Source organism: Syntrophomonas sp. DTU019, assembly GCA_913757435.1.
GTDB lineage: Bacteria > Bacillota > Syntrophomonadia > Syntrophomonadales > Syntrophomonadaceae > DTU019.
In genome coordinates this window covers 344,984-360,721 of the sequence record CAJYDM010000002.1, presented here as the reverse complement: position 1 = coordinate 360,721, position 15,738 = coordinate 344,984, and the positions used below count along the sequence as shown (strand labels likewise).

The following is a 15,738-nucleotide window of genomic DNA, read 5'->3' as shown; positions in this document are numbered from 1 at the left end:
ATAATGAAGGTTTTGGTTGTTAATGCCGGTAGTTCTTCGATTAAATATCAAGTCGTCGATATGACTGATGAATCCGTTTTGGCGGTGGGGCTGGTAGATAGAGTAGGTATACCAGGAAGCACCCTGGAACACAAACCTTTGGGTAAAGATGCCGTTGTTATCAAAAAGGATCTTCCCGACCACACAGCCGGTATGGAGTTGGTTCTGGAAGTTCTGGTCAATCCCGAATATGGCGTAGTAAAAGATATGGATGAGATCGGTGCCGCCGGTCATCGTGTGGTCCATGGCGGTGAGAGTTTCGCCGATTCAGTGGTAATTGATGACGCTGTCGCCAAGGTGATCAGAGAATGCTTCGATATCGCTCCGTTACATAATCCCCCCAACTTGATGGGAATCGAAGCCTGCCAGAAGCTGATGCCCAATGTCAAACATGTGGCAGTATTTGATACCGCTTTCCATCAGACCATGGAACCGCAGAATTATATGTACGCTCTGCCCTACGAAGCTTATGAAAAATACCGCATCAGAAGATACGGTTTCCACGGCACCTCGCATTTTTATGTATCCCACCGTGCTGCCGAATTGCTGGGCAAGCCTTATGAGGAATGCAAGATCATCACTCTGCATCTGGGCAACGGTGCCAGCATGGCCGCCATTAAGAACGGCAAAGTAGTAGAAACCAGCATGGGCTTCACGCCCCTGGAAGGTCTGGTCATGGGCACCCGCTCCGGTGACATCGACCCCGCTATCGTCTTCTTCCTGATGGAAAAACTGGGCATGGATTCTGCTGAAGCCAACAACTATTTCAATAAGAAATCAGGTATGCTAGGATTGTCCGGCGTATCGAATGACCTGCGCGACGTGGAAGAAGCCGCCAAGGCTGGCAATGCCAGAGCCCAGATCGCCCTCAAGGTATATTACAATGCCATTCAGGGCTACATCGGCAACTATTTCGCCAAGCTGAACGGCTGCGACTGCCTGGTCTTCACCGCCGGGGTAGGCGAAAACGGCATCAGCATGCGCGAGAACATTTGCGCTAATCTGGAAGCTCTCGGTATTAAGATGGATGTGGAGAAGAACAAAGTCCGTGGCAAAGAGGTCGATGTGGCCGCTGATGATTCTAAAGTACGCATCTTTGTCATTCCCACCAACGAAGAATTGGTAATCGCCAGAGATACTTACAGACTCACCAAATAATATTGCACTGTTGGCTAAAGAGGCGGGCCATTACCCGCCTCTTTAATTTTGGGGGATAAGCATCCAATCTGCACACCGCAGCATATACTTGCTGGCTTTATTGACAATACTAACCGGTGAAGAATATAATTAATCTGGTGTTTTTTAGGGGTGCAATATGAAAATTGACCTTAAACAACTAAGAAATCAACCTAAACAGGGGGAGAGCTTTCTATTCGTGGAATCCTGGCCTGATGAACTGCTTCAGGGGCTGGGGGCTGGATTTGCAGAACCTGTCCAAGTAGACCTGGAAGTAGTATTCACCGGGCAGATGTATGTCGGTCGGGGAAAAGTGACTACCAAGCTGCAACTGCTCTGTTCCCGCTGTTTGGAGCCATCCATTTTTGAGGTTGATGAAGCCCTGGATTTAACGATGATAGATGCTGGCAGCCGAAAACCAGATGAGTTTAAGGATGATATACTACTAGTGGAGCAAGGTGAGGTTGATATTGAGCCGGCGGTAGTAGAAGCCATTTTTGCCATCATCCCCTTAAATCCGCTCTGCAATATGGATTGTCAGGGTCTATGCCCGGGTTGCGGGGTAAACAAAAATCAGGAGGCTTGCCGTTGCCAGGAGGATCACATCGATCCGCGCTGGGAAGCCCTGAAAAAATTAACCTAGGAAGGAGGGGAACAAATTGGGTGTTCCTAAGAGGAGACAATCGCATTCAAGGAAGAATATGAGGCGTGCCGAATGGCGTAAGCTGGACAAACCCGGATTGGTTGAATGTCCACAGTGCAAGGAGCTTAAATTATCACATAGGGCCTGCTTGAATTGCGGATTTTATAAAGGTAAAAACGTAATGTAGTCAAAATACGGGTAGTCAAAAAGTAAGGTATCGGTGTCGCTTCAGGCCCATGGCTTACTTTTTGTAATTCTGGCCGAAAATGAGGAGGGCAGCATGAGAATAGCAGTTGATGTGATGGGCGGCGACTACGGACCGGGTGAGGTTATCAGCGGGGCTTTGAGTTGGTTGCAGGAAAGTGCGGGTTCAATATTTTTAGTCGGCCGCAGCGAGGAGATCGAAGCGGCTTTAAGCGGACAAGACTATGATGCTGACCGGTTGCAGGTGATCAATACCACTGAGGTCATAGCCATGGACGAATCCCCGGCAATAGCCATACGCCGCAAGAAGGACGCCTCAATTGTAGTTGCTACTGGGTTAGTCAAGCAGGGCCAGGCTGATGCGGTGTTATCCTGTGGCAGCACCGGTGCACAGATGGCAGCAGCTCTGTTTATCCTGGGGCGCATGGAGGGTATCGAACGTCCCCCCATCGTCGGCGGTATACCCAACCTTCGCGGAACTCAATCACTGCTGATCGATGTAGGTGCCAATGTGGACTGCCGGCCCACTCAGCTGGTGCAATTCGGGGCTCTGGGCAGTGCATACGCTTCGGCCGTTCAGGCTATAGCCAATCCCCGGGTGGGGCTGCTCAACAATGGGGCTGAAGAGACTAAAGGCAATGCTGCCGCAGTGGAAGCCTATGGTCTGCTTAAGCAGCAGCCCAAAATCAATTTTATAGGTAATGTAGAAGGACGCGACCTTTTTAGCGGCGACTGTGATGTGATCGTTTGTGATGGCTTTACCGGCAACATAGTACTCAAAGCCATGGAGGGACTGGTGCTTTTTCTGGCTCAGCAAACCATGCGGGAAATAGGCCATTTGCCCTCTATTTATCAGGCCGTGGATTACCGTCAGGTGGGCGGGGCTCCCTTGCTGGGGGTCAAAGGGGTCAGTATCGTATGTCATGGCAGCTCCAAGAGTCAGGCTATTCAAAGTGGAATGAGAATAGCTCTTCAGTGTGTTGCCAGCCGTATCGTTGAACAACAGGAACAAGCCCTGGGGGCATTGATTTAGATTTTGAAAGGATAATATAATAATTTCAATAATTAAGGAGGGCATCGATTTGCAGGAGTTTATTGAGTTGGCCAGGAAGATTCTGGCGGAACAACTGGATCTCAACCCGCAGGACATAGCTCTGGAAACCAATTTGGAGGATCTGGACGCAGACTCCATAGATGTGGTGGAGATGGTAATGGCCCTGGAAGATACATATGATGTGGAATTCCCGGAAGAGGGACTGGAAAACCTGTCGACCTTCGGAGCACTTGTGACAGCGCTCTACGAGCACCTGGAAAAGGTCAAGAATGGCTAGACACCGGGACACAGTTGTCCGCTTCATGCGCGACAATGGGCTCACTTTTAAAGACCAGGGGCTTATCGACATGGCATTGACCCACCCCTCCTTCAGCCAGGAAAAGAGCTACGTGGTAAACAACCAGCGCCTGGAGTTCCTGGGTGATGCGGTCCTTAATATGATAGTAGCCGAATATTTATACAATCATTTTGACGAGAAGCCGGAAGGAGAACTTACCAAGATCCGAGCTAGGGTGGTGTGCGAGAAGGCCTTGCTCAACGTTGCCCATGCCATGAGGCTGGGTGATTATCTGTTTTTGGGGCGAGGCGAAGAGATGTCCGGGGGACGTAAACGACGCTCCATACTGGCTGATGCCGTGGAAGCGGTAATAGGTGCGCTTTACCTTGACCAGGGATATGAAGCCGCCACCCGTTTTGTGATGACTCACTTGCAGGAGTATGTGGATGAAACCGCACGGGGTGACTACCAGGATTACAAGTCCCGCCTGCAGGAACTGGTGCAGGGCAAGAACAAACAGAATGTGGCCTATAAGATAATCAAGGAGTGCGGTCCTGCCCATGCCAAGGTTTTCGAGGCGGGGGTGTTTTACCGCGACCAATTGCTGGCTGTCGGCCAGGGCAGAAGCAAAAAGGAAGCCGAGCAAAATGCCGCCGAAAAGGTATTGAAAAACCAACCCTTGCTGCTCAGTCTGGGGCTGGAGAGAATCCCCAGGCTATGAGGCACATAAATATCCCGATTTTTATCCCCCATGTGGGGTGCCCGTTTACATGCATATTCTGCAATCAAAGACAAATAGCCTCCCAGCTTGAACCCCTTTCCCCCTCCAGCATCCCAGAGATGGTTGAGCGGTATTTATCCACTATTGCTCCCGGAAGCGAGATAGAGATCGCATTTTTCGGGGGCAGTTTTACCATGATGGACGTATCCCTGCAGGAAGCCTATCTGGAGGCAGCAAGACCGTATCTGCGTCAGGGCATAGTGAGTGGCCTGAGGTTGTCCACCCGGCCGGATGGAATCGATGCCGCTACACTGAAGCGATTAAAGAAGCGGGGAGTAACCGTCATCGAATTGGGAGTGCAGTCTTTTGACGACCAAGTCCTGGCGGCCGCGGGACGAGGAACTGTAGCGGCACAGGCTGTTGATTCGAGCCGGTTAGTCAAAGAATATGGATTTAAACTGGGTATTCAGTTAATGATTGGTCTGCCTCATGATGAGCGTGCTAAGGACCTGTACAGCACTCTGGTCGCGATAAGGCTTAAGCCGGACATGGTCAGGATCTACCCCACCTTGGTGATAGCCGGGACCGTACTGGCCGATCACTGGCAACAGGGATGCTATCGGGAATTGCCCCTGCATGAGGCCATAACCACTGCGGCGCAAATGCTTTTGATGTTTCAATACGGTGGTATCCCGGTCATACGGCTGGGTCTGCAACCCAGCCAGGAACTACAATCTGAGCAGACCGTACTGGCCGGACCGTATCATCCCGCCTTTGGGGAACTGGTACAACAATATATATTTATGCTGCAGGCTAAAGAACTGCTGCACGCTGCGCAAAGCCAGCCGGGACTGCACGGGCCCATCAATATTCTGGTCAATCCCCGCGATGTCTCCCGGATGGTTGGACAGCAGCGCAGCAACCTAAAGGCCTTAAAGCAGGAATTGGGACTGGAACCGCTCAAGGTCAGGCCCAGCGCAGAGGTGGCTTTAGACGAGATAGCCATGGAATTTCCTGGGCAGATCAAGAAGCTGACGCTTAAGCGGGGGGAATTTATCCGGTCAATGATCGACAAGGGTTTGCTCCCCTATGATGCAGCCCAACTCTAACCAGCCGAGCAAACCCGGTCGTGTGTCAAACCCCGGTCGGTTTTAACGAAACCGCAGTTAAACTATCCACCGGGGCAGGTATTTACCAGGCTTTTGTTTAACTAATAAATACCAGCAAAGCCATATCACTGGCTTGGGCTACAAAAACGCAGTTTTTATTGCACCGGCCTTAAGCGGCGACCACTGCGGACAAGAGCGGGAAGAAGGCCGGCGCTGAGCAAGACGATGCAGCAGGGGCTGCAGCAATAAGATCTGCATTTGTAAGCGGAACTGTAACACACGGAGGAACAGAGTGTATTTAAAGCGCCTGGATATCAAAGGCTTTAAGTCTTTTGCCGAGTATACTTCTATCCATTTTGAACCCGGCATTAATATTGTGGTAGGACCGAATGGCTGCGGCAAAAGCAATGTGGTGGACGCGGTGCGCTGGGTCTTGGGAGAGAACAACATCCGCAATCTGCGCGGGCAAAAAGGTGAAGATATCATCTTCTGTGGTACGGACAGCAAACGGGCTCAGGGTATGGCCCTGGTAGAGATGGTGATCGATAATGGCGACGGGTTCCTGCCACTGGATTATACGGAGATAGACCTGTCCCGCAAGCTATTCAGAACTGGAGAGAGCGAGTTTGCCATCAACCGCTCGCGGGTGCGCATGAAGGATATCCATGAGTTGTTTGCCGGCACCGGTTTGGGCCGCAAAGGATACGCCATTATCAGTCAGGGCGAGCTTGATCAACTCCTCAATGCTCAGGCCTTGGAGCGGCGCCTTATTTTGGAGGAAGCCTCAGGGATAATCAAGCATCGTCAGCAACGCGAAGAGGTGAACCGGCGGCTGGAAGCTACTGCCCAGGATCTGATTCGCCTCGCCGACCTGTTGCAGGAAATGCGTGAGCGGAGCCTGGAACTGCGGCAAAAGGCAGCTAAGGCCAACTTGTACCTGGATTACCAACAACGAGCCGAGGGGCTGGAAAAGACCCTTCTGGCGGCAGAGATTAACAGACTGGAAAGGGACCTGGCAGTACGCCGTACAGATTTGAGGGAGCGCAGCCAGGCCTGGCAACTGCTTCGTGAACAGCAGCTGCAAGAGGCTAGCTGCCTGCAGGAAAAAGAGGCCCAATTGGAGGGCCTCCGTATGGAAGCCCAGCAAGCCGCAGAGCAATTGTATGAAATTCAGGCCCATGTGAGCGAACTGCGTGCCGCCACCCAGTTGAGCCAAGAACGCATTCACAACTACGGGGAGAGACTACATAGCGTAGAGACTGATGCTCGTAAATACGCAGCCCAGTTGGAGAAGATTGACCAGGATCTGATCGGCAAACGGGAGGACTACGCCGCCCAGCAGCAAACCTATCAAGACCTGGAGAAACAATGCCAGGCGATCGAGCAGGACAGCATTAGCCTGGAACAGTCTCTAGCTCTGGAGACAGAGCGCTTCGAGGCCGAGAAGGCTAACCTGTTTGCTCATACCCGGGAAGAGAGCCGGATAAAAAATTCCATACAGGAGAAACGGGAGTATCTGCATAAGCAACAGGAAAGAAAATTCAGATTGGAAACCCAATTAGAACAGTTGGAGCAGCAATTAAGGCAGGCTAAAGACAGAGCGGCCGTTTACCTGGAGGATAAAAGCCATTTGGAACAGCTTATGGAAGAACTGCAAGAAGCTGGCGATAAGGCCGCAAGCTCCAGGAATGAGGCCGCAAGTGAGGTTGCAGCATTAGAAAAGCTGGTGCAAGAGCAGCGCCGGGAATTCAGCCTTAATAGCACCCGCTTGGAGAGCCTGAAAGGGCTCAGAGAGAGCTTCAGCGGCTATGCACCAGGTGTAAAAGCTGTGATGCAATGGGCCGCCCAAAGGGAGCTGAAGGGTATTCTGGGTGTAGTGGGAGAAATCCTGGAGGTACCTCCGGGGTTAGAGACGGCTATTGAGATCGCTGCAGGCCGGAGCATGGAGAACATCGTGGTAGAAAGTAGTGCGGATGCCCGTCAGGCTATAGAACTGCTTAAGAACAGGCGCCGTGGCCGGGTAACCTGCCTCCCCCTGGACAATCTCAGGATACGCCGGGTGCCGCCAGAGGTGCTGGACCGGGCTTTGGCTTTCAAGGGTGTGTTGGGAAGCGCTGATCGCCTGGTCAAATGCCTTCCCCGATACCAGTCGGTGGCAGAATATTTGTTGGGCAGGATACTGGTAGTCGACAGCCTGCAGCATGGCATACAGGTTTTCAGAAAAGTAAACTATCCTTGGATTCTGGTTTCCCTGGAAGGGGACATAATCAATCCCGGCGGGGCCATGAGTGGAGGCACGGCTGCTGACCGTGGTCCGACTCGGCTGCAGCGACGTGCCGAAGAGAATAAGCTCACCGCCCGATTACAGGAACTGCAAGTGCAGATGGAGCACTCGCAGCAGGCCCTGGATTCAGCCCTGGCTAAGTTGCAGGCCAGCGAGCAACAAGCCCAGCAATTAAAAAAGGAGTATATAGAACATACTTTAAAAAAAGACTGGCTCCAGGCCCAGTTGGCTGCGGGGGATGAAGAAATGCACCACTGGATGGAACAGAGCCAGGAGTCCAGCCGTGAAATGTCGCGCCTGCAGGAAGAGGTGGTGCAGATCAAAGGCGACCTGACCGCTCTGGAAAAGATATATGAAGCCCTGCAGCAGCAGCAGTATGAAGACTCCAGCCAGCTTGAAGAACAGAAAGAAAGCCTCATCAAAATGCGCCAGGATCTGGGGGTGTTGAAAGAGCGTTCCTCATCCTACCGCGAACAATTACAAATGAAACAACGTGAGCTGGAAAATAGTCATAAGAATCTGCTCCAATTTGAAGCAGTGAAAAGGTCATATCAACTGTCCTGGCAGGAGACCCAGGACCTGATGGCTCGCTTAAGGAACAATATCGAGGTTGAAACTGGGAAAATAGCTGACCTGGAAAAGAAGATACAGCAGTATTGCACCACTGCGGAATCGCAACGGAAAGAGATGGAAGTGCTTAAAAACAAGGAAACGCAGTGCAGAAATGAGGTCAGTGATCTGAAAAACAGTCTGGAACCGGCAGCTGCTGAAATGGAGAAAATGGAGCAGGGTATCCGCCAGTTGGAATTAAACCTGGCCAGATTGGAGACCGAACTGGGTGGAATGTATGGGCAGTGGCAGGAGAAAATTGGTGAAATACCGGTAACTGAGATCGAGACCCGGGAGATAAAACCGTCAGAATTGCGAAATATTAGGCATGAACTCAGAGAATTGAAAGAAAAGCTGGAAGCTCTGGGGCCGGTTGATGTTTCTGCCATTGAAGAAAGCCAGGCCTTGGATACCAGGTTGACCTTTTTGGAAAAGCAATACCAGGACTTAGGCGAGGCCAGGTCCTCGCTGCTGGATCTGCTAAAAGACACTGAACGGCTTATGGCCCGGGATTTCGCTCAATTCATGGCTTTGGCCAACCACAGCTTCGCCCAAACCTTTACCGAAATGTTCAATGGCGGTGAGGGGCGCCTGCTCCTCCAGGCCGGTCCCGATCTGGATGCCGGTGTGGACATCGAGGTTAAAATACCGGGTAAAAAGGTGCAGTCACTGCACCTGCTGTCAGGCGGGGAACGGGCCCTGACCTGCATTGCGTTCCTATTTGCCTTGATCCGCCTTAAACCGGTGCCCTTCTGTTTACTGGATGAAATCGATGCCGCCCTGGATGAAACCAACCTGAAGCGCTTTACTGGTTTTCTGCATGGTATGTGCCAGGAAACCCAGTTTATTGTGGTCACGCATCGCCAAACCACTATCGAATGCGGCAATACTATATATGGGGTCACCATGGCTGAGAAAGGGATCAGCGGGGTGTACACTCTGTCTTTAGAAGATGTTCCCATCAAGGCGGGTTAAACCAGTCTGACCATATCGAAAGGATGAGACCATGTCGTTTTTCAATCGCAAGAAAAAGAATTGCTCAGAACCAAACAACGGTGTGGAAAAGCCGTCACCCGCTTCTGAAGTAGAGACGGAAAAAAGCGGTCTATTAAACCGCATCAATCCCTTTTCCCGGAAAGAAACCCCTGCAGCGGCAGGGGATAACCTGGAATGTGAAGACCAGGCGGACCAGAGACTAACAGCGGAAGGGGAAGAGACCCCCCGCCCTGAAGCCGAGTATTTGGGGGCAGATCAGGATGCCACAACCTCCGCTGCTGTGGAACCCAAACCGCGGTTGAACTTCCTGCAGCGATTTAAACAAGGGCTAAGTAAAACCCGCGAAAACCTGGCTGGCAAGATTCAGGAGCTGGTTAAAAATACCCGCAAATTAGACGATGACTTTTGGGAAGAACTTGAAGAAATACTGATACAGGCCGATGTGGGTATGAACACCTCGGTGGAACTGGTGGCCAAAATACGTCAGTCCGCCAAAAAGCAGCGCATCAACGATGCCAATGAGGTGCTGGCTCTGATTCAACAAGAAGTGACCAATCTGCTGCAAAATGCTCAGACTCTCAATCTGGGCGGTGCACAGCCTGCCATAATAATGGTGGTGGGAGTAAATGGGGCTGGAAAAACCACTTCCATAGCTAAACTGGCTTACAGGTTTAAACAGGAGGGGAAAAGTGTGATCCTGGCGGCGGCCGATACCTTTAGAGCCGCTGCCATCGATCAGTTGCAGATTTGGGCCGACCGGGTAGGGGTGGAACTGATCAAGCATCAGGAGGGGGCCGACCCCGGAGCGGTGGTTTTTGATGCCATCAATGCTGCCCGGGCGCGCCAGGCCGATATACTCATTATCGATACCGCCGGACGCTTGCAGAATAAAACCAACCTCATGAAAGAACTATCCAAGGTGAGAAAAATTATAGATCGGGAGATCGGCCAGGAGCCTCAGGAGGTCTTGTTGGTTTTAGATGCCACTACCGGACAGAATGCCATCAGTCAAGCACGCATATTTCAGGAAGCCACCGGAGTTACCGGCATTATACTCACCAAGCTGGATGGCACCGCCAAAGGTGGTATCGTACTGGCTATCGCCCAGGAGCTGGATATGCCCGTCAAGTTGATCGGTATCGGAGAAACTTTGGATGATTTAAGGGATTTTGACCCTGGCTTATTCGCTCAAGCGCTGTTTGACACCGACCACAACAATGTTCAGTCATAATAGTATTTCCATAAGGAGGAATTAATTTGATCAAGACAGCCATTATTGGAGGCACAGGGATATACAATCCAGATGCCTTTGAAAACCGCCGCGAGGTACTTCAAGAAACCCGCTATGGGGCCGTGGCAATTACCATCGGAACTCACCAGGGGATTGAATTGGCCTTTATACCCAGGCATGGGTCCAAGCATAGCGTACCGCCGCACCTGATAAATTATCAGGCCAATATCTTGGCTTTGTACAAATTAGGAGTAAGGAATATTCTCGCCACTGCCGCCGTGGGCTCACTGAATTATGATTTCAGACCCGGCCAATTTGTGCTGGTGGACCAATTCCTGGACTTCACCAAGTCACGTCCCAGCACCTTCTATGAAGGTGGTGATATGGGAGTGGTGCATTGTGATATGACTGTCCCTTACTGCCCCCGCCTCAGGTCTGCCCTGGTACAGGCGGCAAATAATCTGAATTATACGGTTATTAACGGTGGGGTATATGTCTGCACAGAAGGCCCCCGCTTTGAGACTGCTGCCGAAATCTCGGTGTATAAACTGCTGGGGGGCGATGTGGTGGGTATGACCAGTGTACCCGAAGTCTGCCTGGCACGGGAATTGGGCATGTGTTATGCCACTGTTGCCACCATCACCAATTTTGCTGCCGGCATTTCACCGACCATACTGACCCACAGTGAGGTTTATGAAGTTATGAAGAACAACACCTCCGCAGTACGCAAACTCCTATTGGAGAGCGCCTTGCACATCGAGGCCCAGGACACAGGATGCGACTGTGCGCGCATTCTCGATGAGGTAAAGGTTAAATTATGATAGAGACAGTGCGCTTCGACAATGATGCCGTAGTGGTTCTGGACCAGAGCAAGCTGCCCGGGGAAGTTCATTTCCACCGCTGCCATACGCCAGAGGAGGTGGCCCAGGCGATACGCTCCATGAAGGTGCGCGGGGCTCCGCTCATCGGGGTGGTAGCGGCATTTGGCCTAGCCTTGTCCATGCTGCGTTACCAGGGCCCGGTCAGCGGTATGGATACATACTTTGAGTATAATCGTGATTTGCTGGCATCGACTCGGCCTACTGCGGTTAACCTGTTCTGGGCCTTAAAACGGATGGAAAAGCTGTACCGCTATGAAAAGCGGGCTGGGCTGCAGCAGGTGGCTAGCCGCTTGCTGGAAGAAGCCCAATGTATGTATGAAGAGGATATAGCAGTGAATCGGGCTATTGGAGCTAATGGAGAGGCTCTGTTGGCGGCTGACTCCCGAATCATGACCATCTGCAACGCCGGACATCTTGCTACCTGCGGTTATGGAACCGCCCTGGGAGTAATACGTGCAGCCTGTGCGCGCAACAAAGTAAATATGGTGTGGGCATGTGAAACCCGCCCGGTGCTGCAAGGTGCCCGCCTGACGGTGTGGGAGTTGATGCAGGATAATATCCCGGTGACATTGATCACTGATAATATGGCAGGCTATACGATGAAACTGGGTAAGGTGGATGCCGTCATCGTAGGTGCGGACCGCATCGCAGCTAATGGCGACACCGCCAACAAAATCGGCACATTCTCTCTGGCTGTCTTGGCTAAATACCATAAGATCCCATTCTATGTGGCTGCCCCCTTATCCACCGTCGATATCAGTCTACCTGACGGGGAGGCTATTACTATCGAAGAACGCAGCCAGGATGAAGTCAGGTGTTGTGCTGCCACTTACCTCACAGTCCCTGAGGTGGAAGTATTCAACCCTGCCTTTGATTTGACCCCGCATAATTTGATAAGCGGCATAATCACCGAAGGCGGCGTTATCAAGGCTCCATTTGCGGAAGAACTGCAGAGACTCAAGGAAGGACGGTGAGGGGGTGATCAGTTCTATACAAGCCCGGCAAGAGGTTTTGAATGCAGCCCGAGAAATCGCCGCAAGCGGAATGGTGATCGGCACCTGGGGAAATGTCAGTGCCCGCAGCAGGGATGTAGAAGGTTTTGTGATTACCCCCAGCGGGATGGATTATGGCAGTATGACCGCTGAGGATATGGTGGTAGTGGATTACGACCGCCAGGTCTTGGAAGGGAGCTTTAAGCCGTCCAGTGAGACCCCGCTGCACCTGGCGATATATAAAGCCCGACCCGATGTGCATGCCATTGTACACGTTCACAGCCCATTTGCTACCGCTTTTGCCGTGGCTGGCAGGTCTATTCCGGTGATACTTGAAGAGACCGCCCAGGCGATCGGCCATGAGATAGCGGTCGTGCCCTATGCCCTGGCCGGCAGCCGCAAATTGGGGGAATATGCGGTACAGACTCTGGGAACAGCAGGTTGTGCAGCTTTGCTAGCTCATCACGGTGTGATCGGCTGCGCGAACACAGTATCCCAGGCCTTGAGAATATGCTATGTCACCGAACAGACTGCCCAGATAGCTCTCTATGCGCATATGCTGGGTTCTGTTCCCAGTCTGCCGGAAGAGGAAATCAATCGGCTTCATCAGGGCTTTAAGAACTACGGCCAGAAGAAATAACTGGGCTGCGGTAGGTATGGTTCAATAGTGCTTAAATCGGCCGGGGGATGTTAAGGAGGTTTTATAAAGATGTCAATTCTTATCGATAATATAGCTATCCTCGCTATGAACGGCCAGGATAGCTATATTGAAAAGGGATATTTGCTTATCAAAGGCGATCTCATCGCCGAGGTCGGTTCCGGAGCTGCCCCTCAGGGGAATTATGAACAGACCATCGATGGCACTGGAAAGGTCGCTCTGCCTGGTTTGATAAATACCCATACCCATGCGGCCATGACCTTGCTCAGGGGTTATGCTGACGACCTTCCCCTGATGGATTGGCTGTCCACCAAGATTTGGCCTCTGGAAGCCAAACTCAATGATGATGATATATACTGGGGCACTATGCTGGCCATAACCGAGATGATAAAATCCGGCACTACCACCTTCAATGATATGTACTTTGCTATGAGCCGGGCCGCCCAAGCGGTAGAGCAAACCGGTATACGGGCGGTATTAAGCCGCGGCATGATCGGGGTTTCTCCGGACAGTCAAGCGGCCCTGGATGACAGCCGCCGTTTAGTAGAACAATGGCATCAGGCGGCTAACGGACGGATCCGTTTCGTCCTGGGGCCGCATGCCCCTTATACCTGTCCGCCGGAATACCTGCAAAAGGTAGTGGCATTGGCAGAAGAACTCGATACCGGGCTGCATATACATATCGCTGAGACTCGCCAGGAAGTGGAAGATATCCAAAACCAATACGGCATGTCGCCTGTCCAACTGATGCTTAATAGCGGTGTTTTCTCCCGGCCCACCCTGGCAGCGCATTGCGTTCACTTGGGTCCGGATGATATCGCCATCCTAAAACAGTATCAGGTAGGTGTGGCCCATAATCCGGAGAGCAATATGAAACTGGCCAGCGGCATCGCCCCGGTTCCGGAGCTGCTAAGGGCGGGCGTTGCAGTTGGCCTGGGCACCGACGGTGCCTCCAGTAACAACAATCTGGACATGATCGAGGAGATGCGCAGTTGTGCCTTGCTGCATAAGGTGAGCACTATGGATCCCACCGTCCTGCCCGCCTATCAGGTCCTGGAGATGGCTACCACGCTAGGTGCTAAGGCCCTGGGCCTGGGCGAGATAGGTATGCTCAAGCCCGGCTATAAAGCGGACCTGATCCTCATTAACCTTACTGCAGCCCATATGATACCGCGTTATGACATAGTGGCCAATATCATTTACTCGGCCCAGGCCTCCGATGTCGACACGGTGATAGTGGACGGCCAAATAATTATGAAACAGCGCCAGATCACTACTTTTGACGAACAAGAGGTACTGGAAAGGTGCCAGGCCGTCGCGGCGGATCTGATCCGCAGATAAAAAGGCCCCAGTCGAAACAACTTTTGAGAGGAGAGGCATAGTGGTTCCAGCCATTTCATTCGTAGGACATCATAACAGCGGCAAGACTACCTTCCTGGTGAAGGTTATCCGTCATCTCACAGCCTGGAAAATCCGTACCGCAGTAATCAAACACTCTCAGCACGACTTTGACCTTCCGCTGGAAAAAGATTCGGAGCGGTTGTTCAAAGCCGGTTCCGAACTGGTGTATGCATCTTCACCGCATATGTCGCTGCGCTATCGTCGGGAAAGTGAGGAGAGAAACCTGCGGGAAATCTTCGCGGAAATAGAAGGAGAGGTCGATCTGGTCATAACTGAAGGCTATAAGACCGGACCTTATCCTAAAATAGAAGTGGTTCGGCAGGCCACCGGGGGATTCCTAGCCGATCTGACCGATCTGGTAGCCCGTGTATCCGACCATCCCGGCGATGACGGCATCACCTCTTTTGGGTTCGATCAAGACCTGGAAATTGCGCGCTTCATAGTGGAAAGATTCAAGCTCTTATAGAAGGGAATAGCGCAATTATAAAAGGTACAGGCCATCCGGCGGCTTAGCCGGAGAGCACCTGTACCTTTTTAGGCTGCAATTATTGATCGCTCCCATGGCCGTTATGATTGCGATAGCCCTTTTGTTCTGCCAACATATCCAGGTAAATGGTTTGTATGTTGGCCACGAAAAGGTCAGTAGGCATTCCGGTGGGGCGCTCATCATAAGTCTTTAGATAGCCGCGGCACTTGTCACAGATATAAAGCTGGTTGGAGGCATCATTTTCCACCGCTATATAGTTGATTTTGCCGGGTTCATCATTGCCGCAGTGAACGCATTCCAGGTAGCGGGTTTCCCATTCGGTAAAACAACGATCACAGAACATGAATCGCCTCCCATCCTCAGCCCGCAAACGGCTGAAATGGGACTTGCTGCCACATACCGGGCAGATGGTGGGCAGATCCCAGTGATGATAGGTGTTTTCAAATAATTCCGCCTGATATGGGGCGGCATATACCCTTAGATAAGGTCGCAAGGCATGGTCCAATATAAAAATCAGCAACTCCGGGGAGATATTCAATGCCCCGGCCAGGTCACCAAAATACTCCATGTCCTGCTCCAGCAAACGGGCGACCAGCAGCGGATAGTCGAAATCGGGAAGCTTATGCTGCAATTCTTCAAGATTAGTCTTGATATCGGGGCGCTGCTCGACAAGAAAATCCAACAGATCAGCCAGCAGTTGGCGATATAAGGCAGGATCTACCTCAAGCCCGGTGATCATAATCATCGGCCGACGGTGTTTGGCGATTTTGCGCATAGGTTCCTCCGCCTTCTCCAGTTGCATGACCGCTTGGAGTTTGATCTGTTGTTCATTCTGCCACGATTCCAGATCGGAGAAGAACTCCACATAACCACTGGGCAGTTCTACAGGTATTTTGCTTGGCATCAATATTCACTCCTCTAATTAAGCCTGGCTACAAATCATATTCCCTTTATAGCTGTATAAAACAAAAGGGGA

15 protein-coding genes are annotated in these 15,738 nt (G+C 51.7%); 14 read left to right on the top strand and 1 reads right to left on the bottom strand.

Going from position 1 to position 15,738, the window contains the following annotated elements:
* Nucleotides 1–3 precede the first annotated feature (3 nt).
* The 14 genes from AC15IQ_RS07300 (at nucleotide 4) to mobB (ending at nucleotide 14,741) form a co-directional block, all read left to right on the top strand.
* Nucleotides 4–1,197, top strand: coding sequence for an acetate/propionate family kinase (locus AC15IQ_RS07300; protein ID WP_483178256.1), 1,194 nt, complete (start codon nucleotides 4–6; stop codon nucleotides 1,195–1,197).
* 157 nt (nucleotides 1,198–1,354) lie between these two features.
* Entirely contained in the window at nucleotides 1,355–1,858 is a 504-nt protein-coding gene (locus tag AC15IQ_RS07295) for a YceD family protein (RefSeq protein WP_483178254.1), read from the top strand.
* A 16-nt stretch (nucleotides 1,859–1,874) separates the two neighbouring features.
* Nucleotides 1,875–2,045: a 50S ribosomal protein L32 gene (gene rpmF, locus AC15IQ_RS07290; protein WP_483178253.1), complete on the top strand. Its 171-nt coding sequence runs from the start codon at nucleotides 1,875–1,877 to the stop codon at nucleotides 2,043–2,045.
* A gap of 93 nt (nucleotides 2,046–2,138) precedes the next feature.
* Nucleotides 2,139–3,095 carry a phosphate acyltransferase PlsX gene (plsX, locus tag AC15IQ_RS07285; RefSeq protein ID WP_483178251.1) on the top strand — a complete coding sequence of 319 codons (957 nt, stop codon included), beginning with the start codon at nucleotides 2,139–2,141 and terminating at the stop codon, nucleotides 3,093–3,095.
* Nucleotides 3,096–3,144: 49 nt separating this feature from the next.
* On the top strand, nucleotides 3,145–3,393 hold the full coding sequence (locus AC15IQ_RS07280) for an acyl carrier protein (RefSeq protein ID WP_483178249.1): 249 nt from the start codon (nucleotides 3,145–3,147) through the stop codon (nucleotides 3,391–3,393).
* The gene (gene rnc / locus AC15IQ_RS07275) at nucleotides 3,386–4,114 is read left to right on the top strand and encodes a ribonuclease III (RefSeq protein WP_483178247.1); all 729 of its coding nucleotides are present in this window, start codon (nucleotides 3,386–3,388) and stop codon (nucleotides 4,112–4,114) included. Before AC15IQ_RS07280 ends, rnc begins: the two co-directional genes overlap by 8 nt.
* Nucleotides 4,111–5,223 carry an elongator complex protein 3 gene (locus AC15IQ_RS07270; RefSeq protein ID WP_483178245.1) on the top strand — a complete coding sequence of 371 codons (1,113 nt, stop codon included), beginning with the start codon at nucleotides 4,111–4,113 and terminating at the stop codon, nucleotides 5,221–5,223. The genes rnc and AC15IQ_RS07270 overlap by 4 nt, the downstream gene beginning before the upstream one ends.
* Nucleotides 5,224–5,515: 292 nt before the next feature.
* Entirely contained in the window at nucleotides 5,516–9,091 is a 3,576-nt protein-coding gene (gene smc / locus AC15IQ_RS07265) for a chromosome segregation protein SMC (RefSeq protein WP_483178243.1), read from the top strand.
* A gap of 31 nt (nucleotides 9,092–9,122) precedes the next feature.
* Entirely contained in the window at nucleotides 9,123–10,343 is a 1,221-nt protein-coding gene (gene ftsY / locus AC15IQ_RS07260) for a signal recognition particle-docking protein FtsY (RefSeq protein WP_483178241.1), read from the top strand.
* 26 nt (nucleotides 10,344–10,369) lie between these two features.
* Nucleotides 10,370–11,164 carry an S-methyl-5'-thioadenosine phosphorylase gene (gene mtnP, locus AC15IQ_RS07255; RefSeq protein ID WP_483178239.1) on the top strand — a complete coding sequence of 265 codons (795 nt, stop codon included), beginning with the start codon at nucleotides 10,370–10,372 and terminating at the stop codon, nucleotides 11,162–11,164.
* Complete coding sequence (gene mtnA, locus AC15IQ_RS07250) at nucleotides 11,164–12,198, top strand: S-methyl-5-thioribose-1-phosphate isomerase (RefSeq protein WP_483178617.1); 1,035 nt, start codon at nucleotides 11,164–11,166, stop codon at nucleotides 12,196–12,198. Before mtnP ends, mtnA begins: the two co-directional genes overlap by 1 nt.
* A 4-nt stretch (nucleotides 12,199–12,202) precedes the next feature.
* Complete coding sequence (locus AC15IQ_RS07245; protein ID WP_483178238.1) at nucleotides 12,203–12,856, top strand: class II aldolase/adducin family protein; 654 nt, start codon at nucleotides 12,203–12,205, stop codon at nucleotides 12,854–12,856.
* Nucleotides 12,857–12,925: 69 nt separating this feature from the next.
* Nucleotides 12,926–14,215 carry an amidohydrolase gene (locus AC15IQ_RS07240; protein ID WP_483178236.1) on the top strand — a complete coding sequence of 430 codons (1,290 nt, stop codon included), beginning with the start codon at nucleotides 12,926–12,928 and terminating at the stop codon, nucleotides 14,213–14,215.
* A gap of 40 nt (nucleotides 14,216–14,255) precedes the next feature.
* Nucleotides 14,256–14,741 (top strand): molybdopterin-guanine dinucleotide biosynthesis protein B, encoded by a 486-nt coding sequence (gene mobB / locus AC15IQ_RS07235; RefSeq protein WP_483178234.1) that lies wholly within the window; start codon nucleotides 14,256–14,258, stop codon nucleotides 14,739–14,741.
* A gap of 79 nt (nucleotides 14,742–14,820) precedes the next feature.
* Here mobB and AC15IQ_RS07230 read toward each other — a convergent pair whose 3' ends face one another.
* Nucleotides 14,821–15,666: a formate dehydrogenase accessory protein FdhE gene (locus AC15IQ_RS07230; protein WP_483178232.1), complete on the bottom strand. Its 846-nt coding sequence runs from the start codon at nucleotides 15,664–15,666 to the stop codon at nucleotides 14,821–14,823.
* Nucleotides 15,667–15,738: the final 72 nt, after the last annotated feature.